Origin of the sequence: Klebsiella sp. R390 (assembly GCF_051131745.1) — a bacterium.
Classification (GTDB): domain Bacteria; phylum Pseudomonadota; class Gammaproteobacteria; order Enterobacterales; family Enterobacteriaceae; genus Klebsiella.
The window spans coordinates 2,224,494-2,247,451 of sequence record NZ_CP180445.1 but is presented as its reverse complement, the minus strand read 5'-3'; the positions used below and the strand labels follow the sequence as shown (position 1 = coordinate 2,247,451).

At 55.6% G+C, this 22,958-nt stretch carries 17 protein-coding genes and 3 tRNA genes; 13 read left to right on the top strand and 7 right to left on the bottom strand.

The annotated features are described in order from the left end of the window. Nucleotides 1–79 precede the first annotated feature (79 nt). Complete coding sequence (locus ACMYSP_RS10435; RefSeq protein ID WP_434586676.1) at nucleotides 80–2,179, bottom strand: alpha-galactosidase; 2,100 nt, start codon at nucleotides 2,177–2,179, stop codon at nucleotides 80–82. A gap of 21 nt (nucleotides 2,180–2,200) precedes the next feature. Beyond that, nucleotides 2,201–3,439: an oligosaccharide MFS transporter gene (locus ACMYSP_RS10430; protein WP_434586675.1), complete on the bottom strand. Its 1,239-nt coding sequence runs from the start codon at nucleotides 3,437–3,439 to the stop codon at nucleotides 2,201–2,203. A 250-nt stretch (nucleotides 3,440–3,689) separates the two neighbouring features. Between ACMYSP_RS10430 and ACMYSP_RS10425 the strand changes: the two genes are divergently transcribed. After that, the gene (locus ACMYSP_RS10425; protein ID WP_434586674.1) at nucleotides 3,690–4,670 is read left to right on the top strand and encodes a LacI family DNA-binding transcriptional regulator; all 981 of its coding nucleotides are present in this window, start codon (nucleotides 3,690–3,692) and stop codon (nucleotides 4,668–4,670) included. A gap of 15 nt (nucleotides 4,671–4,685) precedes the next feature. Here ACMYSP_RS10425 and mscM read toward each other — a convergent pair whose 3' ends face one another. From mscM to rsgA, 3 genes are all read right to left on the bottom strand, one after another. Then, nucleotides 4,686–8,012: a miniconductance mechanosensitive channel MscM gene (gene mscM / locus ACMYSP_RS10420; RefSeq protein ID WP_434586673.1), complete on the bottom strand. Its 3,327-nt coding sequence runs from the start codon at nucleotides 8,010–8,012 to the stop codon at nucleotides 4,686–4,688. Between the two features lie 24 nt (nucleotides 8,013–8,036). Beyond that, a complete protein-coding gene (gene asd, locus ACMYSP_RS10415; RefSeq protein ID WP_434586671.1) occupies nucleotides 8,037–8,963 on the bottom strand; it encodes an archaetidylserine decarboxylase in 927 nt (308 codons plus the stop codon). A 95-nt stretch (nucleotides 8,964–9,058) separates the two neighbouring features. Continuing rightward, a complete protein-coding gene (rsgA, locus tag ACMYSP_RS10410) occupies nucleotides 9,059–10,120 on the bottom strand; it encodes a small ribosomal subunit biogenesis GTPase RsgA (RefSeq protein ID WP_434586670.1) in 1,062 nt (353 codons plus the stop codon). A 160-nt stretch (nucleotides 10,121–10,280) separates the two neighbouring features. Here rsgA and orn point away from each other — a divergent pair, with 160 nt between their 5' ends. After that, the gene (orn, locus tag ACMYSP_RS10405; protein WP_123757839.1) at nucleotides 10,281–10,826 is read left to right on the top strand and encodes an oligoribonuclease; all 546 of its coding nucleotides are present in this window, start codon (nucleotides 10,281–10,283) and stop codon (nucleotides 10,824–10,826) included. Between the two features lie 38 nt (nucleotides 10,827–10,864). Here orn and ACMYSP_RS10400 read toward each other — a convergent pair whose 3' ends face one another. Then, nucleotides 10,865–11,596 (bottom strand): arginine ABC transporter substrate-binding protein, encoded by a 732-nt coding sequence (locus tag ACMYSP_RS10400; protein WP_434586669.1) that lies wholly within the window; start codon nucleotides 11,594–11,596, stop codon nucleotides 10,865–10,867. Nucleotides 11,597–11,891: 295 nt separating this feature from the next. Here ACMYSP_RS10400 and ACMYSP_RS10395 point away from each other — a divergent pair. The 3 genes from ACMYSP_RS10395 to ACMYSP_RS10385 all read left to right on the top strand — a co-directional run bounded on the left by ACMYSP_RS10395 (nucleotide 11,892) and on the right by ACMYSP_RS10385 (nucleotide 12,167). Further along, nucleotides 11,892–11,967: transfer RNA gene (locus ACMYSP_RS10395), tRNA-Gly, on the top strand. 24 nt (nucleotides 11,968–11,991) lie between these two features. After that, nucleotides 11,992–12,067: transfer RNA gene (locus ACMYSP_RS10390), tRNA-Gly, on the top strand. Nucleotides 12,068–12,091: 24 nt separating this feature from the next. Continuing rightward, nucleotides 12,092–12,167, top strand: a tRNA-Gly gene (locus ACMYSP_RS10385). Between the two features lie 270 nt (nucleotides 12,168–12,437). Here the strand turns inward: ACMYSP_RS10385 and queG are convergent. After that, on the bottom strand, nucleotides 12,438–13,577 hold the full coding sequence (queG, locus tag ACMYSP_RS10380) for a tRNA epoxyqueuosine(34) reductase QueG (RefSeq protein ID WP_434586668.1): 1,140 nt from the start codon (nucleotides 13,575–13,577) through the stop codon (nucleotides 12,438–12,440). A 13-nt stretch (nucleotides 13,578–13,590) separates the two neighbouring features. On the opposite strand from queG, the gene nnr reads away from it, so the two are divergent. From nnr to hflK, 8 genes are all read left to right on the top strand, one after another. Next, nucleotides 13,591–15,123: a bifunctional ADP-dependent NAD(P)H-hydrate dehydratase/NAD(P)H-hydrate epimerase gene (gene nnr / locus ACMYSP_RS10375; RefSeq protein ID WP_434586666.1), complete on the top strand. Its 1,533-nt coding sequence runs from the start codon at nucleotides 13,591–13,593 to the stop codon at nucleotides 15,121–15,123. Continuing rightward, nucleotides 15,095–15,553: a tRNA (adenosine(37)-N6)-threonylcarbamoyltransferase complex ATPase subunit type 1 TsaE gene (tsaE, locus tag ACMYSP_RS10370; protein WP_434586664.1), complete on the top strand. Its 459-nt coding sequence runs from the start codon at nucleotides 15,095–15,097 to the stop codon at nucleotides 15,551–15,553. The genes nnr and tsaE overlap by 29 nt, the downstream gene beginning before the upstream one ends. Nucleotides 15,554–15,564: 11 nt before the next feature. Then, complete coding sequence (amiB, locus tag ACMYSP_RS10365; protein ID WP_434586663.1) at nucleotides 15,565–16,890, top strand: N-acetylmuramoyl-L-alanine amidase AmiB; 1,326 nt, start codon at nucleotides 15,565–15,567, stop codon at nucleotides 16,888–16,890. A 10-nt stretch (nucleotides 16,891–16,900) separates the two neighbouring features. Then, nucleotides 16,901–18,769 carry a DNA mismatch repair endonuclease MutL gene (gene mutL / locus ACMYSP_RS10360; RefSeq protein WP_434586662.1) on the top strand — a complete coding sequence of 623 codons (1,869 nt, stop codon included), beginning with the start codon at nucleotides 16,901–16,903 and terminating at the stop codon, nucleotides 18,767–18,769. Further along, nucleotides 18,762–19,712, top strand: coding sequence for a tRNA (adenosine(37)-N6)-dimethylallyltransferase MiaA (gene miaA, locus ACMYSP_RS10355; protein WP_434586661.1), 951 nt, complete (start codon nucleotides 18,762–18,764; stop codon nucleotides 19,710–19,712). Before mutL ends, miaA begins: the two co-directional genes overlap by 8 nt. A gap of 92 nt (nucleotides 19,713–19,804) precedes the next feature. Next, nucleotides 19,805–20,113, top strand: a complete 309-nt coding sequence (gene hfq / locus ACMYSP_RS10350; RefSeq protein WP_004857035.1) for an RNA chaperone Hfq — start codon at nucleotides 19,805–19,807, stop codon at nucleotides 20,111–20,113. A 241-nt stretch (nucleotides 20,114–20,354) separates the two neighbouring features. Then, entirely contained in the window at nucleotides 20,355–21,635 is a 1,281-nt protein-coding gene (gene hflX / locus ACMYSP_RS10345; protein WP_123757847.1) for a ribosome rescue GTPase HflX, read from the top strand. Nucleotides 21,636–21,700: 65 nt separating this feature from the next. Further along, nucleotides 21,701–22,957 (top strand): FtsH protease activity modulator HflK, encoded by a 1,257-nt coding sequence (gene hflK / locus ACMYSP_RS10340; RefSeq protein ID WP_123757848.1) that lies wholly within the window; start codon nucleotides 21,701–21,703, stop codon nucleotides 22,955–22,957. Nucleotide 22,958: the final 1 nt, after the last annotated feature.

Sequence of the window (22,958 nt, the reverse complement as noted above, 5' to 3'; positions counted from 1 at the left end):
TCCCGTCAGATACGCTGGCGTAGCGTTGAATAACGGAATCACATAGCCCGGCGTTCACTCTCGCCGGGCTATGTGAGAGTTAGCGGGATATCTCAAAAATGGCCGCCGAGCGCGGTGGCAAAGTGACCGTCAGGACCTCCTGCTCATTGTGCCAGACGGCTTCATGTTGCACGGTGGCTGGATAACCCTGTCGTACGCTGCCCTTAAGCCCGGTCAACGGTAGCGCGCAGCTCTCCTGCGATCCCTCTCGTCGCCAGACCGCCAGCCATACCTTACCTTCTGTAGACTTCATGCCCAGCGCCACCCACTCGTCGGTAAAGCTCGAGAGCCCCAGCGGCCAGAACGGCAGCGCGGTGTTGATGTGCTGACGCAACGTTTTGTAGTAGCGAATCGCCTCCTTGACCTGCTGAAAACCCCGATCGGAGAGCTCCGCCAGATGGCCGCTCTGGTGAATGCGCAGCAGCATCGCCGAGACCTGATTAAAGATGACCGCCTGTTCATCGTCATCGCGCAGCGGATAGGACCAGATGGCTGCCTGCTCCGGCGTTACGGCGGTAGGGGCATTGGCGGCAATGGTCGCGTACTTCAGGTAATCTTCTTGATCGCTGGTGGACTGGATAGAACAGCGGCTCAGCATGGCATAATCCATCCGCAGGCCGCCGCTACCGCAGTTTTCAATGATCAACTGTGGATAGCGGGCAAACACGCGATCCAGCCACGCCAGCCAGGCCCGGTTGTGTTTCAACAGACCATCGCCGGCGCTATCAGCATTCTGTTCGGTGCCGATGCCGGGTTCAATGTTGTAATCCATTTTGATATAGCCGACACCATATTCAGTGACCAGCCGGTCGATCACTTCATCGGCATGGCGAATGACCGCCGGGCTGGTAAAGTCCAGCTGGTAACGGCTGCGATCAAACACCCGTTTACCGTGGCGCATGAAGAACCAGCTGTCGTCGGTTTCCTCCAGTTTAGGTGATTTCACACCCATGACTTCCAGCTCCAGCCACAGCCCTGGGATCATGCCTTTTTCGCGAATATAGCGAATCACATGCTGAATACCTTCAGGGAAACGCTCTTCGCTCGGCAGCCACTGGCCCACGCCGTTCCACCATTCACCTTTGTCATACCAGCCGCAGTCGATACAGAAATATTCGGCCCCCGCTGTAGCGGCGGCATCGATCAGCGGCAGTAGTTTTGCCGTCGTGGGATCGCCAAATAAGCAGTTCATGTAGTCGTTGAAGATAACGCCCAACTGCTGGTTATCATCATTGAGACGCCGGGTGCGGCGGCGATACTGGGTTAAGGTCGCCATGGCATCGGTGAAGCCCGCCTGGGTAACGCCTATCGCCACCGGAACAGAACAGAACGCGTCGCCGGGCTGCAGCTGTTTAAACCAGTGATGATAAAACTCATTCGGCCCACCTAACTGCAAATAGAGATGGTTGGCCTGATCGCCGATTTCCCAGTGCCATGAACCGTTATGCTCAATTTGCCAGAACAGGCCAGCGCCGGTACTGCTATCTTCCAGATAGCCCATCGGCAGGTATTCTTTGCTCGACCACGCGCCGGTATTACTGTAATGCAGCGGTTTTGATGAGCGCTGTAGCCCTTTCTGAATACAAGGCATGAAGCCTAATTCATCAAACCGGTACTGCCGCCATTGCAGTTCACGGGTCCAGCTGTTGTGGGGAATATGCAATGTGAAGTTATCACCCCAGTTTTTGGCGCTCTCTTTGGCGATGCCGTTAATCACGAAGCTGGAAAGATACTCTACGGTAAACGCCTGGTGGCCTTGATTACGAATGACGCTCCAGCTGCGGATCAGCGCCAGGTGAGTATAAAACTGATAATGAACCTCAACCTCTGCGGCGGTGTTGGTATCGTACAGGGTAAAAACCAGCTTGCGCCCGTCATGATTGCGTGAGTCCTGGTGCTGCTGGTAGCGCAGCGTATAGCCGGGTGCCGTGGCGGTGAATCCGGCACCATGTCGCTCAAGGGGTTTATCCAGCCCGGAAATATTGACCTCGACCAGATTAAAGCGCGATTGCTCATCGCGATGGGGACCGATGGTGTCGGCATTAAACGGCAGGGCAGAAAAATGCAGCAGACGCGCCCGGTCGGCTAAATCGAAAACCATGGTAATACCGTTTTCAATGACGGATAAAAACTCTGACATATCAACTCCTGAATCGCAGGGTTATACGGTTGGCGCGGGGTGCAGCACCCGATTGCGCGATAACGTGAAAACAGAAATAACGGTGAAGCACAGTGCGATAATGCCGAGGACGGTATAGGACTGTTTGAATCCCATCGCATCGTACATACCGCCGATGGCTGTGCTCATAAAGATTTGGCTGAACTGCTTGGAGAACTGGAAGCCGATTAAGTACACGGTGGCAGAGAGTCGCCAGTCGAAATTGGCGGAGATGTATTTCAGGGTGGCGATAATCAGGATCGAACTTTCGAAGCCGTGTAATAGCTTCATGGTCGAAATCATAATCGGGCCGGTAGCCATTGCGCTGCCGATAATACGGAAGGTCATGATAAAACCGCAGTACAGCAGGGCGTTTTTGGGGCCAATACGATTGACGATGGCCGGGGCGAAAAACATGGTTAATGCATCAAGGAAAATCTGTACGGTGTAGAGATAGCCAAATACTTCCGCCCCCCGTTCGCGGGTGGCGAAAAAGCTGCTGTAGTAGACGGCGAACTGCTGATCGTAGGTTTCATAAACGGCGCCAACGCCCACCATATACAGCACCAGAAACCAGAAGCGTCCTGTTTGCAGCAGGGCCAGCACATCGCCGCGGTCTATTTTTATCCTCTGCGGACTGAGCGCATCGTCCCGTACATGCAGGCCTGGGCGGAAGAAACAGAGCAGCACGGCGAGGATCAATCCGGCACAACTTGCCATGATAAAAATGTAGTTGGGGTTAATCGCGAAAAGCTTACCGGAAATAAAGGTACCGACTGCCGCCCCGATACCGCCCCACATTCTGGCACGGCCAAATTCAAACCCTTCGAGACGAGAAATTTTATCGATCCACGCCTCGCAGATCCCACAGCCGCAACCAAACGTCAGGCCGATGAAGACGCCGCCCGCCAGAGCCCCGGCGATAATATTGATTTTGAGTAACGGGGCGAAAACCCAGATCCACCAGGGGGCAAAAGCAATCATCAGCCCTGCCAGCATCCACATCAGGTGTTTACGAAAATTAAGTTTATCGGCAAGGATGCCGAAGACGGGCTGGAAGACCACGGCGACAATAGCGATGCAGGTATACACCATGCCGACTTCGGTTGAGCGAATGCCAATTTTTTCCGTTAGCCATAATGACAGCCAGGGAAAGCAAGAACCCCAGCCGATAAAGAAAAAGAGAAACCATATGCTCGAGAGCAGGTAGTTCTCTTGCTTCATACCCTTTGCCGGCAACATATACACCCTCATTTTTAGTAAACAAGATATTGTTACCTTAAAAATTAACTTATCGTTCTGGGAAGAAGGCAATCAGTGAAGCGTGAATAAGATCATGTTTCAAAACCAATTTAGCAATATATTTCATGCTGATAGCTAATATTTCCATATTAATCGCGGTGAGTTTTTGGACTTAAAACATCGAGGGTTGCTGTGGGTACGGCATAAATTTATAGTTAACGCAGTATGTTTATTTTTTATTGGGAGCAACATGACAAAGCCGGTCAGGATCAGAAGTATTGCCGAGGCGTGCGGGCTGTCCGTTGCCGCGGTATCCCGGGCCCTCAAAGGCCAACCGGGGCTCAAGGAAGACACCCGGCAGAGAGTCATCGCGGTGGCGAAGGAAATGGGGTACGACTTTTCCCGTCTGCGGGGCGATAAAATTAAGCGCGTCCTGTTTTTGCTCCATCGCCAGCATGATATTGCCCGTGCACTGCCCTTTTATTCCTTGCTGTTGCTCGGCGTGGAGGATCACTGCCGTGAGCAGGGGATCGCCATGAGTTTTCTCTCCATCGGGCCTGGCGATAATGTCGATGAACAAATTGCATTGCATCATCCTGATGCCCTGATTTGTGCCGGATATTTTGAAAGCACGTTGATCATGGCGATCCAGAACACGAAGCTGCCGATGGTGCTGGTCGATTTATGGGCTCCTGATCTGCCCTGTGTGAACCTGGATAACCAGCATGGTGGGTATCTGGCGACGCGTCATTTGATTGACGCCGGGCGCAAGCGTATTGCCTTTCTTGCCAGCACCGCCGCCCACTACAGTATTCGTCAGCGGGAAAAGGGCTATCGTCAGGCGTTATATGAAGCGCAGATGATGATGCCGCCGGAATATGAAGTGATTGCTTCACCGCTGGTGGATACCAACCAGTCGCTGGTGACGGCAATGAATGAACTGTTGTCGCTACCGGTACCGCCGGACGCCATCTTCGCCTATAACGACGTGACGGCGATTGCGGCTATGAATATTTGTGAACGACGCGGGGTCCGTGTCCCACAGGATATTGCCATTATCGGCTTCGATGATATTGCACCTGCGGCGTGGAGTCGCCCGGCGCTGACCACTATTGCGGTCGACAAGCATCAGCTCGGTTATCGCGCCGTGGGACTCTTGCTGGAAGGGGTGACGCAGGCGGATGAAATACTCCCCGTTACGCTGGTGGTGAGGGAAAGCACCGGGGGATAGCTCCCCCGGGTGGCGTTACAGACTTCCCGGCGCCCGGCCGGATTTCCCCGCTGAGGTTAACGACTTACTGGTTTTTAAACCGTCGATACTTTCCAGGCGCATCTGGAACGGCGGGAATGGCATGTCGATACCGTGTTCGCGATAGCCCGCCAGAATCAGCTGGTGGATCTCATGGCGCAGCGGCATCCGGTGTCCCATCTCGGCGGCGTAAATACGCAGTTCGAAAATCTGAATCCCCTGCTGCAGATCGACAAGGAACGCCTCCGGCGCAGGGGTGTCGATCACTAGCGAACAGCGATGCGCTGCGGCGATCAGGATCTGGGTAACCTCTTCGGTGTTCGCATCCGCCGGCGCAGGAATGGTTAATACCACGCGGGTGACGGAGTCGGATAGCGACCAGTTGATGAACTGCTCGGTGATAAAGGCCTTGTTAGGCACAATAATCTCTTTGCGGTCCCAGTCACTGATGGTGGTGGCGCGGGTATTGATTCGCGTCACGCTGCCGGTCAGATCGCGGATTGTCACCGTATCGCCAATACGTATCGGCTTTTCAAACAGAATAATCAGGCCAGAGATAAAGTTAGCGAAAATTTCCTGAAGGCCAAAACCAAGCCCGACACCCAGTGCGGCGACCAGCCACTGCAGCTTCGCCCATTCAATCCCTATCATCGAGAAGCCCATCAGACCCCCGATCAGCATCAGCAGATATTTGGTGATGGTGGTGATGGCATAGCCGGTACCCGGCGCGAGATCAAGGTGCTGCAGCACCGCCAGTTCCAGCAAGGCCGGGAAATTTCTCACCAGCTGAGTGGTGATGATCAGCACCAGAATGGCGATCAATACCGCGCCGAGGGTAATCGGCTCCAGGCTTTCAACGCCCTGTACCGTAGAGGTGACATCCCATAGCGAGATGTTCTCGAGGAAACCGAACGCGGAGTGAATTTCTGACCACAGCACGATCACCGACACCAGCGCGATGAGCATCAGCAGCGAGCGCACCAGGCGCAGTGACTGGGTACTGATGGCATCGAGATCGATCTCGCTGACTTCGTTCTCCGCAGACCCTTCCGGACTGCTGGTATGAACCACGTCATCTTCCCCGCGAGCACGCTGGGCGAGAATTTCCGCCCGCCGGTGTTTTGCACGGTCGAAGGCCAGCCGGCGACGCTGAATCAGCATCCAACGGCGGATAATATGGTACACCACCAGTAGCAGGAACCAGATAGCCACCGACGTTTCCAGCCTTGCCAGCAGCGCCTGTGCGGTGGCCAGATAACCGATCGCCGCCGCCAGCATGGCGATTAACGGCGCGCCAAGCAGCAGGTTCCACAGCATGCGGTTGATCATGTTGTCGCCGTTCCCGGATTTATCGAGATACAGCGGGATCCCGGCGTGTTTCAGGCTCCAGGTCACCAGCGCCAGCGCCCCGCAAATCAGCAGGAAGCAGAGGCGCCCGAGCGAGGCGGAAAACTCTCGGTCGTTAAGATTATCAAACATAATCAGCGCGATAATCAGCGGCACGATCAACCCGATGCTCATCAGGTAGTAGCGCATGGCTTTGGTGACCCGACTACGCGGCCAGCCAAAGTGGGCGATAAACAGGCCGTTTGGCCGGGCGAAGGTGGCGCACACCATCACGACCCACAGCAGCGGAACCGTCGCCGTGACGCTATCGCCGATCGCCACTGCCAGCGGAAAGGGCCAGGCGGATTGCAGACCAAAGCCCAGCGTCATCCACAGCACCGGCAGGGGAGACGCCACCAGAATCGACCAGAACACCGTGCGTAGCGTCAGCCAGAAGTGATCCTGAGTGACTTTGCCGACCCGGGCGCTGGAACGCTCCAGAAAACGGGTGAAATGGCGACGGGAGCTGATGCTGAAGCCCACCAGAATCAAGGCACCAAACAACGGAAGCAGCGTCTCTTTGCTGGTCAACATCATGGCGCTGGCTTTGCCAAGCTGGCTGACAGTATCGAGCGACACCAGACGACGCAGGTCGTGGACAATTTCCAGCGGCCATGAGAAACCGATTGGGCTGACGTCCGAGGTCCAGAACAGATAGCGGTGGGTCGCTTCGTTGATCTCTTTCAGCGCATCTTCCAACTGACTATTGGAAACTTTCAGCTTGGTCAGTTCCAGAATCAGCGTGTCGCCGCCCTGCAGTAGTGAATTAAGCAGCTCGTTCTGCGTGCGTAGCTGTGCTTCAAGAATGCGATTTTGTTCGCTGGTGAGCGGCTCACCGTTGGCCTGGCGAATGAGACGGAGCTGTGGCTGGTTGCCAAGCAGATCTTCAAAGTGCAGGCGCTGTACCCGCAGCTGCGCCATCTCGGTATCCAGCTGCTGCGGTTTTGGCATTTCCGGCAGGCGAGCCACCTGGGCACGTAAGGCTTCACCCAGCAGGTTCGACGACCCGAGCCACTGAGATTGCTCGCGCAGGGTATTCAGCGCCTGGCGTACCTGGAGCGTCTGATTGGTGGCCTGACGTTGCTGTGAGGCCACCAGATCCATTCGCTGGGCCTGCTGATTCAACGCCTGAGAGAGTTCACGGTTAACCTTAAACTGCTCTACAAGCTCCGGCGGCAGGTTTTCGCTGTTCTCAGCCAGCAGTTCGGTACTTTCCAGCGCTTTTTCCGCTTCGCGTTGGCGCTGGCTATTGAGCTGATTGCGTAGCGCCTGCAGGTAGCCGTCGAGGAGCTTGCTCTGCTTTTGCGCTAAATCACCACGCATGCGCGACAGCTCCTGACGATTGTTCGCCGAGAGCTGCGCCAGATCCAGTTCGTTTACCAGGGCTTTCAGGCGCGCGGATTCCGCCTGCAGGCCAAGATTCTGCGCCTGTGCCAGCGGCGTATTGCTGGTCTGCGTGCCGACCCGGCGTTCCACTTCATTGAGCTGGCGGCGTGCGTCGGTTTGCTGCTGTGGAAGCTGGTTCAGGGAGTCGGCGATATCGCGCGCGCGCTCCTGCTCTTGCTGTGCCTGACGGCTGGCTTCGAGCAGCTGGCTGCTGACCTGCAGGATCTCCTGGTTCAGGGCATCGGAAGAGAGACTGGTTGAGACCTGACGCGGTTCGTCGGACAGATTATTGAGCTGCGAGCGCAGCGTCTGGAAAAGCTTGGGGAAGTTGTCGATAACCTGCTGATACTGGCGCGCGCGCTCGAGGGAAGCACTTCGTTCCTCAAGCGCATTCAGTGCAGCTTGTAACGCTTCAACGGTACCAGGCTGGGCGGGTTTTGCCGCCTTCGCCTGTTCGAGTTCCTGAGCGATCTGTTTCGCGTCGGGGGCTGTCGCTGCGTACGCCCCGAAACTGAGGCTCCAGGCCAGCAGAAAAATAGATATCAGGCGCACGGCATAACCCTTTTTAGTCAGGAATTAACCTTCGTCTTGTGTGGCGTCGTTCAGTGGTGTGGCGTCGTCTTCGACCGCGGACGGGGTCTCGACGGCAGTCGCCAGCGGCTGACCGAGCTGCGTGACGGAGAGGCTTTGCAACTGCTCAACTAGCTTCACTTTACCCGGCGCGAACAGGTTGATAACGGTTGAACCGAGCTTAAAGCGGCCCATCTCCTGGCCTTTCAGCAGCGCGATAGAACCTTCGCTGTCGCCTGCCGGCCAGGTCCAGCGTTTGATGATACCTTCACGCGGCGGGGTGACCGTACCGGACCATACGGTTTCAATGCTACCGACAATCGTTGCGCCCACCAGAATTTGTGCCATCGGACCAAATTCTGTATCAAACAGGCAGATCACGCGTTCGTTACGGGCAAACAGATTCGGCACGTTCCGGGCAGTCAGGTGGTTCACGGAGAACAGATCGCCTGGCACATAGATCATTTCACGCAGGATGCCGTTGCATGGCATATGCACGCGGTGGTAGTCACGCGGTGACAGGTAGGTGGTGGCGAAGCTGCCGTTACGGAACAGATCGGCCATCTGGTAGTTGCCTGCCAGCAGGGCTTCCAGGGTGTAGTTGTGGCCCTTAGCCTGCAGAATTTTATTGTCTTCAATAGCGCCTAGCTGACTGATGGCGCCGTCGGCAGGCATGACCAGCACGTTAGGATCGGTGTTAACTGGACGCACTTCTTCGCGCAGCGGGCGCACGAAGAAATCGTTAAAGGTGCGGTAGCTGGCGGTATCAGGCTTCTGCGCCTCTTTCATATCGACCTTGTAGCATTTCACGAACAGATCGATGACCAGTTTCGTCAGCCAGCCCGCTCGCTTGCTCGCACCCCAGCCTGCGAGGCGGGTGAGCCACAGTTTAGGCAGAATGTATTGCAGTGAAAGTTTAAGATCGTTTAACAAGGTAGCCTCCAGGCCATGATTTGTCGTTCCTGACCCCGCAAACGCGCGGGGACCTGAAAAAAGGGGGACGATTCTAATGATGCTCAGCTTAATTGTCAGTCATCGGATGATGAAAAGCTTTTACGCGTTTTTACCTGTACCTGGGTCATGCTTTCCAGGATGCGGTGATAGTTTGCAAAACGGCTCTCAGCGATTTGGCCATTTTCGACCGCTTCGCGCAGCGCGCAGCCAGGATCGGTATCGTGCTTGCAGTCGCGATATTTGCAACGGCCTAAATAATCGTGGAATTCGACAAAGCCGTGGGTAATTTGTTCCGCTTCCAGATGCCATAAACCGAATTCACGCACGCCAGGGGAGTCGATCACATCGCCGCCGTGCGGGAAGTGATAGAGGCGGGCTGCGGTGGTGGTGTGCTGGCCCAGCCCTGAGTTGTCAGACACATCGTTGGTCAGGATCTGATCTTCATGCAGGCCCAGCAATGCGTTCAGCAGGCTGGATTTCCCCACCCCGGACTGCCCGGCAAAAATACTGATGCGGTCGGTGAGCGCGTCTTCAAGCGGTTTCAGACCGTCCTGTGTACGGCTTGAAACCATCAACACGCGGTAGCCGATACCGCGATAGATATCCATCTGCTCGTTAACGAAGGCCATGCCGTCGGCATCCAGCAGATCGGTTTTGTTGAGCACAATCAGGGGTTCAACATCCAGCGTTTCGCAGGCCACCAGATAACGGTCAATAATGTTTAATGACAGTTCGGGCAAAATTGCGGAAACAATCACGATTTGATCGATGTTGGCAGCGATAGGTTTGACGCCGTCGTAGAAGTCCGGGCGTGTCAGAACGGAGGTTCGGTCGTGTACCGCCTCAACAATCCCTTTGACGTTGACGCCGTCAGCGGCATCTTTGCCGGGTCTCCAGACGACACGGTCGCCGGTCACCAGTGAACGGATAGTACGGCGAATGTTGCAGCGGTGAACGCTACCGTCGGCGGATTCGACATCGGCATGCATACCAAACCGGCTGATCACGATGCCTTCGGACGTTTCGCCAAACAGGTTGTCATCGTAATCGGCCTTCTCCGAAGTCGTTTTCAGGCGGCGCTGATGATTGGCCTTCACGCGGCGCTGTTGGCCTTTGGAGAGCTTATTTTTACTCAATCGAACTGGCTCCTGGTCGCCCTGAGTGGGCAAAACCTCTATGATACACGCGATCTAAGATGAATATCGACCCGTCATCTTGCAAGATGCTGGTGCATTGTTCCGCCTGCATCCTGAAATTTTACGGGCCAGAATGGTAAAATTATGGGTGGAAAATAGCATGAGTGCAGATGAAAACAACCTGATTTGGATTGATCTTGAAATGACAGGGCTGGATCCAGAGCGCGATCGCATTATTGAAATCGCCACCCTGGTGACCGATGCACACCTTAACATCCTGGCAGAAGGACCGACGATTGCGGTACACCAGTCTGACGCGCAGCTGGCGCTGATGGATGACTGGAACGTGCGTACCCATACCGGGAGCGGCCTGGTCGAGCGCGTGAAGGCCAGCACTCAAGGTGACCGTGAAGCGGAGCTGGCGACGATCGAATTTCTTAAACAGTGGGTGCCGGCAGGTAAATCACCGATTTGTGGGAACAGCATTGGTCAGGACCGCCGCTTCCTGTTCAAATATATGCCGGAGCTGGAAGCCTATTTCCACTACCGCTACCTGGACGTCAGCACCCTGAAAGAGCTGGCGCGCCGCTGGAAGCCGGAAATCCTCGATGGCTTTAAAAAGCAGGGGACCCATCAGGCGATGGATGATATCCGCGAGTCGGTGGCTGAGCTGGCTTACTATCGCGAACACTTTATTCAACTGTAATCCTAACGCCGGGGTCAGACGGCCCCGGCGCAGATCTTCTATTTAAACCACTTCTGTTCCATGGCCTGGAAATCCGGCGAGGCTTTCACCACCTCCAGCGCGGCATTCATCGTATTGAGCAACTCCGGGTCGTCTTTACGCACCGCAATTGCGTATTGCTTACCGTAATAGCTCGGGTCAGTGGCACGTTCATCCATCATCGCGTAGTCAGGATTATCCGGCAGCCACTGGTCGAGGGTCGTCTGGTCACCCATCACGCCATCCACGCTTCCTGCTTTCAGGGCTCCGAGCGCGGTGTCGCTATTGGCGTAAATCTGCACGTTCACCCCTTTTTGTTTGTCCTGCAGGTAATGCTGGTGAATGCTGCCTTTGACGACGCCAAGCGTTTTGCCCTTCAGATCAGTGAAGTGATGGGCGGCACCTTTCGCGGTGACCACCACGCCAGAGAGCGCCTGACGATAGGGCTGGGTGAATGCCACCTGTTTTTCGCGCATTGGAATCACTTCGATACCGGCGATGATGGCGTCGAACTTTTTAAAGCGCAGCGCAGGAATCAGCGTGTCAAAGTGCTGTGGGGTGAATGTGCACTCGGCCTGCATTTGCTTGCAGAGTGCTTTGGCCAGGTCGATATCAAAACCTGAGGGCTGGTTTTTGGCGTTGACGGTTTCAAAGGGCGGATTGGCCGTGGTGGTACCAAAATGCAGCGTCGTCGCGGATGCTGTTCCTGCAGCAAGCGTGGTCAGCAGCAGGACCGAAAGCGCTCTTTTCATGTTAATTCCCTGTTTGTCATTGTGGTTGACCGTCTGCGGGTATCGCGACCCACAAATCTGAGCGATTTTGCGCCCTTAGCGGGGTCGGAAAAAGTTATTTTGCCTTGTTCGGCGCTTATTTGTACAATTTGACGCGTTGGTTGGCGATAAAGTGTCCATTCAGACAAAAAACGCAAAAAAGTGTTCGCCGGGGGGTTGCAGCTCCATCGAATTCTCGTATAATGCGCCTCCCGTGACGAAGCAGAAATGCAAATCACGACGCCGTAGAAATATGGCCAGAAATACCAAGAAGTACGCGGGAATAGCTCAGTTGGTAGAGCACGACCTTGCCAAGGTCGGGGTCGCGAGTTCGAGTCTCGTTTCCCGCTCCAAAATTTGAAAAGTACCATACCCAAGCGGGAATAGCTCAGTTGGTAGAGCACGACCTTGCCAAGGTCGGGGTCGCGAGTTCGAGTCTCGTTTCCCGCTCCAAAATTTGAAAGTCACCATACCCAAGCGGGAATAGCTCAGTTGGTAGAGCACGACCTTGCCAAGGTCGGGGTCGCGAGTTCGAGTCTCGTTTCCCGCTCCAAAATTTCTTCTCATCTTCAGTTTATCCACAGTGCAAATCGCATCTGCGATGCTTTTCAGCGTCACATCAAAAATACTGTAAACAGAGTTATCCACAGGTTAGCGTCTGTGCATTTCCAGATGAATAACTTCATTTTGTAAATAATATCAGCCCATCCTGTTGAAATTTAATAATAAAAATTCATTTCAAAGTGTTATCGCGATCACTTGACGAACGTCTGCATGTTGAAACGCAATGTGTTTTTGTTTTTATTCACAGCCTGTGAATGAATCAGGCATCCCTTGGTAGCCCTTTTTCAATCACCCGAACCAGCCGCTGTTTTTTCGGCAGCTGCACTTCAATGACGTCAGTATTTCGCTTCTCGATTTGCTGAGCGACCGCCCACTCAATGTGTTCATCAAGTAGTGGGTGCTCACCCCGGCGACTCTCCAGCGCGCTGAGATGCGCGTCATCCCAGGCGGCATTGCCCAGCGCAACGGCAATATTACGCAGCCAGCGCAGATGGCCAATACGGCGAATCGCGGACCCTTCGGTAACTTTCAGAAAATGCGCTTCGCTCCAGGCAAACAGCTCTACCAGCGGCGGCGCATGTAGCGCTTTACGCGGGCTGAAGTCCTCTTCATCTGTTAGCTGCGAAAAGCGGTTCCACGGGCAGATGAGCTGGCAGTCATCGCAGCCATAGATGCGGTTGCCAATGAGCGGACGAAACTCTTCGGGTATTGCCCCCTCCAGTTCGATGGTCAGATAGGAGATACAGCGGCGGGCATCGACGGTATACGGCTCAACGATCGCCCCGGTCGGGCAGATCGTCATGCAGGCCACACAGCGTCCGCACGCTTCCTCCACCGGGCTATCGATGGGAAGAGGGATATCGACCAGCAGTTCGCCGAGGAAAAAAAACGATCCGGCATCGCGATTAAGGATAAGCGAATGCTTACCTGTCCAGCCCAGACCGGCTTTTTCCGCTAACGGGCGCTCCAGAATGGGCGCAGAATCGACAAACGGTCTAAAATTGAGCGAAGTACACTGTTCCTGAATCATCTCGCCGAGTTTTTTCAGGCGGTTACGTAACAGCTTATGATAATCACGCCCAAGGGCATAACGGCTGACGTAACCCAGTGAGGGGTCTTTCAGGGTGCGGGCAAAAGCGGCGTTGGCGGGGAGATAATTCATCCGCACGCTGATCACACGTAACGTGCCGGGCTGGAGCTCATGGGGACGGGCGCGCATCATACCGTGACGCGCCATCCATTCCATCTCGCCGTGGTATTGTTTGTCCAGCCATGCCTGTAGTTTAGGTTCGCTGGTGCTGAGATCGGTGTCGGTAATGCCGACCTGCTGGAACCCTAGTTCAGTGCCCCATTGCTTGATTTGCTGCGCTAACGTATTGAGATCGAGGGGCTCAGACATGATGGACCATACAATGACAAAAAACCCTGTCAGTATACCACACTTCATTTGGCCTGCAGATGCGCTGCGACGCGCAGAAAAAGCGGCGGCGGACAGCCTCGGCCTGACGCTGTTTGAACTGATGCAGCGCGCCGGCGAGGCTGCCTATCAACATGCCCGAGCCCACTATCCTGCCAGCCAGCATTGGCTGATTCTCTGTGGCCACGGTAATAACGGCGGTGACGGCTATGTGGTGGCGCGTCTGGCGCAGGCCGACGGCATCCGTGTGACGCTGCTGGCGCTGGAAAACGACAAGCCGTTGCCGGAAGAGGCCGCTACCGCCCGTGAAGCGTGGCTGGATGCCGGCGGGACCATTCATGCGGCGGAGATCCCCTGGCCGCAGGATATTGCTCTGATTATCGACGGGCTTCTCGGCACCGGGTTACAGAGTGCGCCACGGGAAAACGTCGCCACGCTGATCCAGCGTGCGAACGCCCATCCTGCCCCGATAGTGGCGCTGGATATCCCCTCCGGACTCCACGCGCAAACGGGGACGACTCCCGGAGCGGTGATAGACGCAGCCTGTACGATCACGTTCATTGGTCTCAAGCCCGGACTACTGACCGGGAAAGCCCGGGATGTGGTTGGCCGGCTTTATTATCACGCCCTGGGGCTGGAAACCTGGTTGGCGGAGCAGACGGTGCCGCTACGGCGTTTCGATGCGTCACAACTGGCCCACTGGCTCCCGCCAAGACGCCCGACATCGCACAAAGGCGATCACGGTAAGTTGGTCATTATCGGCGGTGATTGTGGCACCGGGGGCGCGATTCGCATGGCCGGTGAAGCGGCGCTACGGGCTGGTGCCGGTCTGGTGCGAGTGCTTACTCACAAAGACAATATTATTCCCATTGTTGCGGCCCGGCCTGAACTGATGGTCCATGAACTAACAACTCAGAGTCTCGATGAGAGCCTGCAATGGGCCGATGTGGTAGCAATAGGCCCCGGGCTTGGGCAGCGCGAATGGGGGGCCCAGGCGCTGCGTCAGGTGGCGCACTTTAGTAAACCGATGGTCTGGGATGCGGATGCGTTGAACCTGCTGGCAATCACTCCCGATAAACGTCACAATCGTGTGCTGACGCCGCACCCCGGTGAAGCCGCCCGTTTGTTGAACTGCAGCGTGGCAGAAATTGAAAGCGATCGCTTACTTTCTGCACAGCGTCTGGTAAAACAGTACGGGGGCGTGGTCGTGCTGAAAGGCGCGGGTACGGTGGTGGCCAGCGAAGCAGGCGAGATGGGTATTATCGATGCGGGCAACGCAGGCATGGCCAGCGGCGGCATGGGCGATGTGCTGACCGGCATTATCGCCGCGCTATCAGGACAACGACTGACGCCGTATGATGCTGCCTGCGCCGGATGTGTCGCGCATGGCGAAGCCGCTGACCGACTGGCTGCCCGTGATGGCAGCCGCGGGATGCTGGCGACCGATCTCTTTTCCACGCTCAGGCGTGTTGTTAACCCGGATGTGATTGACCTGGACCATGATGAACCGAGTGATTCCTTTAGCTGACGAGCAGGCAACTTTAGACTTGGGTGACCGTATTGCGCAGGCTTGTTCCGGCGCCACGGTCATCTACCTGTATGGTGATTTAGGCGCCGGTAAAACGACCTTTAGTCGCGGTTTTCTCCACGCCCTCGGCCATCGCGGCAATGTTAAAAGCCCAACGTATACGCTGGTCGAGCCCTACACCCTCGAAAATCTGATGGTGTACCACTTTGACCTCTATCGTCTGGCGGATCCCGAAGAGCTCGAATTTATGGGGATCCGCGATTATTTTGCAAATGATGCCATCTGCCTGGTGGAATGGCCTCAACAAGGTGCGGGTGTTCTGCCTGAGCCGGATGTCGAAATCCATCTTGAGTATCAGGCACAAGGGCGTGAGGCGCGCGTGAAGGCGGTCTCCTCATTAGGTGAGTCTGTATTGACGCGTTTAGCCTGAGGGATAGCGGGATGATTCATCGTATAACCAGTTGGCTGGCCGCTGCGCTGATGCTGTTAAGCATTCAGGCCACTGCGGCAAGTCTGTCCGATATCCAGGTCTCCAATGGCGATCAACAGGCCCGTATTACTATCAGCTTTATTGGCGATCCCGAATACTCGTTTAGCGCACAGGGTAAGCGTACCGTGGCGCTGGATATTAAGCAGAGCGGCGCGCTTCAGGGGTTACCACTGCTGTTTAGCGGTAACAATCTGGTGAAGAGCATTCGTTCGGGGACGGCGACGGATCCCCAGACGCTGCGCCTGTTGGTCGATCTGACCGAAAATGGCAAAACACGTGCCGTGAAACAGCAAAATGGTTCGAACTACACCGTCGTCTTCACCATTAACGCCGACGCACCGCCACCACCACCGCCGGTAGTCGCTAAGCGGGTGGAAACCCCGATAGTGCCTGCACGTCCTGCTGCGCCGGCACGCAACCCATTCAGTGCATCGGGGAGCGATCGCCCCACCGCGATGACCAACAACCAAAGCACGACGCGCCCGGTAACACGCGCTGTGGCTACGGATGAAAAAGTCATTATTGCGATAGATGCCGGCCACGGTGGCCAGGATCCTGGCGCCATCGGACCTAATGGCACCAAAGAGAAGAATGTCACCATCGCGATTGCCCGCAAACTGCGCACGCTGCTCAATGCCGACCCGCTGTTTAAGCCGGTGCTGACCCGCGATGGCGACTATTTTATTTCGGTGATGGGCCGTTCAGACGTAGCGCGTAAGCAGAATGCGAACTTCCTGGTGTCGATTCACGCCGATGCGGCGCCGAATCGCGATGCCACCGGTGCATCGGTGTGGGTGCTGTCCAACCGCCGTGCGAACAGCGAAATGGCGGGCTGGCTTGAACAGCACGAGAAGCAGTCGGAGCTGCTCGGTGGGGCGGGTGATGTGCTGGCAAACAGCCAGTCAGATCCTTACCTCAGCCAGGCGGTACTGGATTTACAGTTCGGCCATTCTCAGCGCGTCGGGTATGATGTCGCGACAAACGTATTAAGCCAGCTGCAGCGGGTGGGCGATTTGCATAAACGTCGTCCGGAACACGCCAGCCTGGGCGTACTGCGCTCGCCGGATATCCCGTCGATCCTCGTGGAAACCGGCTTTATCAGTAACAACGGGGAAGAGCGTCTGTTGGGCAGCGATAATTATCAGCAGCAGATTGCCGAAGCCATTTATAACGGTCTGCGTAACTACTTTATGCAGCACCCGCTACAATCGGCACCCCACGGTGAGCCAGCGCAAACCGCCAGCGCCACGTCGCCTGGCAGGACGTTGATCAATTAAGGAGTCAGTCATGCCGATTCAGGTTCTACCGCCGCAGCTCGCCAACCAGATTGCCGCAGGTGAGGTGGTGGAACGTCCGGCGTCGGTAGTGAAGGAGCTGGTAGAAAACAGTCTCGATGCTGGCGCTACGCGGATTGATATTGATATCGAACGCGGCGGCGCAAAACTTATCCGCATTCGTGATAACGGCTGCGGTATCAAAAAGGATGAGCTGGCGTTGGCGCTGGCTCGTCACGCCACCAGTAAAATTACCACCCTTGACGATCTGGAAGCCATTATCAGCCTCGGTTTCCGCGGTGAAGCGCTGGCCAGTATCAGCTCGGTTGCCCGGCTGACGCTCACCTCCCGTACCGCGGAGCAGCAGGAAGCGTGGCAGGCGTATGCTGAAGGTCGCGATCAGGAGGTGACGGTCAAACCGGCGGCACACCCGGTTGGCACCACTCTCGAAGTGCTGGATCTGTTCTATAACACCCCGGCGCGACGTAAGTTTATGCGCACCGAAAAGACCGAGTTTGGCCATATTGATGAGATCGTCAGACGCATCGCGCTGGCGCGCTTCGACGTCACGATTAATCTCAGCCACAACGGCAAAGCGGTACGTCAGTATCGTGCTGTGCCCGAAGGTGGGCAGCGCGAGCGGCGGCTAGGTGCGATCTGCGGCATGCCGTTTCTGGAGCATGCTCTGGCGATTGAGTGGCAGCATGGCGATCTGACGCTGCGCGGCTGGGTGGCCGATCCGCTGCATACCAACCCGGCACTGGCGGAAATTCAGTACTGTTATGTGAATGGCCGCATGATGCGCGATCGGTTAATTAATCACGCGATTCGCCAGGCCTGCGAAGATAAGCTTGGGGCGGATCAGCAACCGGCGTTTGTCCTCTATCTCGAGATCGACCCACACCAGGTGGATGTGAACGTCCATCCGGCGAAGCATGAAGTCCGCTTTCATCAGTCGCGCCTGGTCCATGATTTTATCTACCAGGGCGTATTGAGCGTGCTCCAGCAGCAGCTTCAGGCGCCGCTGGTGGAGGACGATGACGAGATGGCACCGTCGCGGCCATCGATTCCGGAAAACCGGGTGGCGGCGGGAGGCAACCACTTTGCACAACCCGCGGTGGCTCGTGAGCCTGCCGCGCCTCGTTTTTCCAGCGATACGCCACGCGCGCCTACCAGCCCTGCCGCCGCGGGGGCTGCCAGCTGGCCGCATGCGCAGCCGGGCTACCAGAAACAGCAGGGCGCGCTCTATCGCCAGTTGCTGGATACTCCGGCTGCTGAGCGTAAAAACACTGTACCGACGCCGGCGGCGGAAGGGCTATCTGGCCACAGCCAGAGCTTTGGCCGTGTGCTGACTATTGTCGGGGGCGACTGTGCCTTGCTGGAGCGCGACGGTAAGCTGGCGCTGTTGTCGTTGCCGGTTGCGGAACGCTGGTTACGGCAGGCGCAGCTGACGCCAGCGGTCGAGCCGGTTTGCGCGCAGCCTCTGTTGATCCCCCTGCGTCTGAAAGCTTCCGCAGCGGAAAAAGAGGCGCTGGGTAAAGCCCAATCGGCATTGGCAGTGCTGGGTATCGATGTGCAATCGGACGCGCAACATTTAACGGTGCGCGCCGTGCCTTTACCCTTAAGACAACAAAATTTACAAATCTTGATTCCTGAACTGATAGGCTACCTGGCGCAGCAAAAGGCATTCGACGTCGGCAACATCGCGCAGTGGATCGCGCGTAATCTGGCGAGCGAACATGCGCAGTGGAATATGGCGCAGGCGATTACCGTTCTGGCAGACGTTGAACGTTTGTGCCCGCAACTGGTAAAAGCGCCGCCGGGTGGTCTGTTACAACCTGTTGATTTACATTCGGCGATGAATGCCCTGAAAGATGAGTGATGTCACGACGGCGAGCCTGCCTAAGGCAATATTTTTAATGGGCCCAACGGCCTCCGGTAAAACCGCATTAGCGATTGCATTGCGTAAAATTTTACCGATAGAGTTGATTAGTGTTGATTCCGCCCTTATCTATCGAGGAATGGATATCGGCACTGCGAAGCCGGATGCCATGGAGCAGAGTGCAGCACCGCATCGGTTGCTGGACATTCGCGATCCGGCAGAGGCTTATTCCGCGGCTGATTTTCGCCGTGATGCGCTGGCAGAAATGGCGGATATCGTCGCTGCCGGGCGCATTCCGCTACTGGTTGGCGGAACCATGTTGTATTTCAAAGCGTTGTTGGAAGGTTTATCGCCGCTACCGTCGGCGGACCCTCAGGTCAGGGCCAACATTGAGCAGCAGGCAGCAGAGCAGGGGTGGCACGCATTGCATCGGCAGCTACAGGAGATCGATCCCGTTGCGGCCGCGCGTATTCATCCAAATGATCCGCAAAGACTTTCCCGAGCACTGGAAGTTTTTTTCATTTCGGGTAAAACTTTAACGGAACTGACGCAAACGTCAGGAGACGCTCTGCCTTACCAGGTGCATCAGTTCGCCATCGCCCCGGCGAGCCGTGAACTGCTCCATCAGCGCATTGAACAGCGTTTTCATCAGATGTTGGCTTCGGGTTTTGAAGCAGAAGTACGGGCGCTTTTTGCCCGCGGAGATTTGCATACGGACATGCCTTCCATTCGTTGTGTCGGATACCGCCAGATGTGGTCATACCTTGAAGGCGAGATCTCGTATGATGAAATGGTTTATCGAGGTGTTTGCGCGACGAGACAGTTAGCTAAACGTCAGATCACCTGGTTGCGTGGCTGGGAAGATATTCACTGGTTAGATAGTGAACACCCTGAACAGGCGCTCAACAAAGTATTACAGGTAGTTGGTGCGAGCCAGGACTGAACGTGTACAATTAAACGGTATCGTGCGTAATTTTTTTTAAGAATCGTAAGGTTCTGAGTACAAAACAAGCATACATATAAGGAAAAGAGAGAATGGCTAAGGGGCAATCTTTACAAGATCCGTTCCTGAACGCTTTGCGTCGGGAACGTGTTCCGGTTTCTATTTATTTGGTGAATGGTATTAAGCTGCAAGGGCAAATTGAGTCTTTCGATCAGTTCGTGATCCTGTTGAAAAACACGGTCAGCCAGATGGTCTACAAGCACGCAATTTCTACTGTTGTCCCGTCTCGCCCGGTGTCTCACCACAGCAATAATGCTGGCGGCGGTACAAGCAACTATCACCATGGTGGTAGCGCGCAGGGTTCTTCTGCGCCGCAGCAAGACAGCGAAGACACCGAGTAAGGTTTAGCTGTTTTTCCATGCCGGGGAGCCAGGTTTTACCGATGCATTTCAGGTTTCAGGAAAGCGGCATGTAGTGACTCCCCAGTCATTTACGTTAGTGAATGACTGGGTACAACACATTTGTCAGACGCATATTGAAAGAGGTGTTTGGTGACCCGCATGGGTCAGAGCACCAACGCATGCGACCTGAAAGACGACGGGTAACTGGGTTCTCCGCTGGTATTTGATAAGGGGTTTATGCTTGTTTGACCGTTATGATGCCGGTGAGCAGGCGGTGCTGGTACACATCTATTTTTCGCAAGACAAAGATATGGAAGACCTTCAGGAGTTTGAATCCCTGGTCTCCTCTGCCGGTGTCGAAGCAATGCAGGTGATTACCGGTAGCCGTAAAGCACCGCACCCAAAATATTTTGTTGGTGAAGGTAAGGCTGTCGAAATTGCGGAAGCCGTAAAAGCGACCGGCGCGTCAGTCGTGCTGTTCGATCATGCTCTGAGCCCGGCTCAGGAACGAAACCTGGAACGCTTATGCGAATGCCGGGTTATCGATCGCACAGGTCTTATTTTAGATATTTTTGCCCAGCGCGCACGTACCCATGAAGGGAAACTGCAGGTTGAGCTGGCACAGTTACGCCATATGGCCACGCGCCTGGTTCGTGGCTGGACCCACCTTGAAAGACAAAAAGGCGGGATTGGTTTGCGCGGCCCGGGTGAAACCCAGCTCGAAACTGACCGTCGACTGCTGCGTAACCGGATCATGCAGATCCTGGGGCGGCTGGAAAAGGTGTCAAAACAGCGTGAACAAGGACGGCGGTCGCGAGCCAAAGCCGATATTCCAACCGTCTCGCTGGTGGGTTACACCAACGCCGGAAAATCAACGCTGTTCAATCAGATAACCGAAGCCGAGGTCTATGCTGCGAACCAGTTGTTCGCAACGCTGGATCCGACGCTACGTCGCATTGATGTCGCCGATGTTGGCGAGACTGTGCTGGCGGACACCGTCGGCTTTATTCGCCATCTGCCACACGATCTGGTTGCCGCGTTTAAAGCCACCCTGCAGGAGACGCGTCAGGCGACCCTGTTGCTGCATGTGATTGATGCAGCCGATGTCCGTGTACAGGAAAACATTGATGCAGTTAATACGGTACTCGCTGAAATCGAGGCCGATGAGATCCCGATGCTGCTGGTGATGAACAAAATCGACATGCTGGATGATTTTGAACCGCGTATCGATCGGGATGAAGAGAATAAACCAATTCGGGTCTGGCTCTCCGCCCAGACCGGGGTTGGCGTACCACTGCTTTTTCAGGCTTTGACGGAACGGCTTTCCGGTGAAGTGGCACAGCACACGCTGCGCCTACCGCCACAGGAAGGGCGGCTGAGAAGTCGGTTCTATCAGCTTCAGGCGATAGAAAAAGAGTGGATGGAGGATGACGGCAGCGTGAGTCTGCAGGTGCGCATGCCGATCGTTGACTGGCGTCGCCTCTGTAAACAAGAGCCAGCGCTGGTTGATTACGTGATTTGACCTTGCAGCTTGCCTGAAGATATTAACCCCTGTGGGGATATCAAAAACAAATATGGAGCATATACATGGCGTGGAATCAGCCCGGTAATAACGGACAGGACCGCGACCCGTGGGGGAGCAGCAATAACCAAGGCGGCAACTCCGGGGGAAATGGCAATAAAGGTGGTCGCGAGCAGGGGCCGCCCGATCTGGATGATATCTTCCGCAAGTTAAGTAAAAAACTTGGCGGTCTCGGTGGCGGCAAAGGGGGCCAGGGGGGCGGTAGCAGCTCTCAAGGACCACGCGGCCCGATGGGCGGACGCATTGTCGGCATCGTTGCCGCCGCTGCGGTAATTATCTGGGCAGCCAGCGGTTTCTATACCATCAAGGAAGCGGAACGTGGTGTGGTAACACGCTTTGGTAAATTCAGTCATCTGGTTGAGCCTGGTCTTAACTGGAAACCGACCTTTATCGATAACGTGCAGGCCGTTAACGTTGAATCGGTACGTGAACTGGCGGCTTCTGGCGTCATGTTGACGTCTGATGAAAACGTCGTACGCGTTGAGATGAACGTGCAGTATCGTGTGACCGATCCTGAGCGCTACCTGTTTAGCGTAGCCAGCGCAGACGACAGCCTGCGTCAGGCGACCGACAGCGCCCTGCGCGGTGTTATTGGTAAGTACACGATGGACCGCATTCTGACCGAAGGTCGTACCGTTATTCGTAGCGATACCCAGCGTGAACTGGAAGAGACAATTCGTCCGTACAACATGGGTATTACTCTGCTGGACGTCAACTTCCAGACGGCTCGTCCGCCTGAAGAAGTGAAAGCCGCGTTTGATGATGCTATTGCCGCTCGTGAGAACGAACAGCAGTACATCCGTGAAGCTGAAGCGTACACCAACGAAGTGCAGCCGCGAGCCAATGGTCAGGCACAGCGTATCCTCGAAGAGGCGCGTGCGTATAAGACTCAGACCGTCCTCGAAGCTCAGGGTGAAGTGGCTCGCTTTGCGAAAATCCTGCCAGAGTATAAAGCTGCGCCGGAAATTACCCGTGAACGTCTGTATATCGAAAGCATGGAAAAAGTGCTGAGCCACACTCGCAAAGTGCTGGTTAACGATAAAGGCGGCAACCTGATGGTTCTGCCTCTGGACCAGATGCTGAAAGGCGCTGGTACCCCAGCGGCAAAGAACAGTAGCAGTGGTGCCAGCGATCTGCTGCGCCTGCCGCCTGCATCAAGCTCAAGCAGTGCCAGTACGACGTCGACTACTACGGACGGCAATATCATGGACCAGCGCCGCGCTAACGCGCAGCGTAACGACTACCAGCGTCAGGGGGAATAAC

Coding starts and splice junctions, on each gene's coding strand:
- ACMYSP_RS10435 (WP_434586676.1), bottom strand. CDS start 2,179: ATGTCAGAGTTTTTATCCGTCATTGAAAACGGTATTACCATGGTTTTC.
- ACMYSP_RS10430 (WP_434586675.1), bottom strand. CDS start 3,439: ATGTTGCCGGCAAAGGGTATGAAGCAAGAGAACTACCTGCTCTCGAGC.
- ACMYSP_RS10425 (WP_434586674.1), top strand. CDS start 3,690: ATGACAAAGCCGGTCAGGATCAGAAGTATTGCCGAGGCGTGCGGGCTG.
- orn (WP_123757839.1), top strand. CDS start 10,281: ATGAGTGCAGATGAAAACAACCTGATTTGGATTGATCTTGAAATGACA.
- ACMYSP_RS10400 (WP_434586669.1), bottom strand. CDS start 11,596: ATGAAAAGAGCGCTTTCGGTCCTGCTGCTGACCACGCTTGCTGCAGGA.
- queG (WP_434586668.1), bottom strand. CDS start 13,577: ATGTCTGAGCCCCTCGATCTCAATACGTTAGCGCAGCAAATCAAGCAA.
- nnr (WP_434586666.1), top strand. CDS start 13,591: ATGACAAAAAACCCTGTCAGTATACCACACTTCATTTGGCCTGCAGAT.
- tsaE (WP_434586664.1), top strand. CDS start 15,095: ATGATGAACCGAGTGATTCCTTTAGCTGACGAGCAGGCAACTTTAGAC.
- amiB (WP_434586663.1), top strand. CDS start 15,565: ATGATTCATCGTATAACCAGTTGGCTGGCCGCTGCGCTGATGCTGTTA.
- mutL (WP_434586662.1), top strand. CDS start 16,901: ATGCCGATTCAGGTTCTACCGCCGCAGCTCGCCAACCAGATTGCCGCA.
- miaA (WP_434586661.1), top strand. CDS start 18,762: ATGAGTGATGTCACGACGGCGAGCCTGCCTAAGGCAATATTTTTAATG.
- hfq (WP_004857035.1), top strand. CDS start 19,805: ATGGCTAAGGGGCAATCTTTACAAGATCCGTTCCTGAACGCTTTGCGT.
- hflK (WP_123757848.1), top strand. CDS start 21,701: ATGGCGTGGAATCAGCCCGGTAATAACGGACAGGACCGCGACCCGTGG.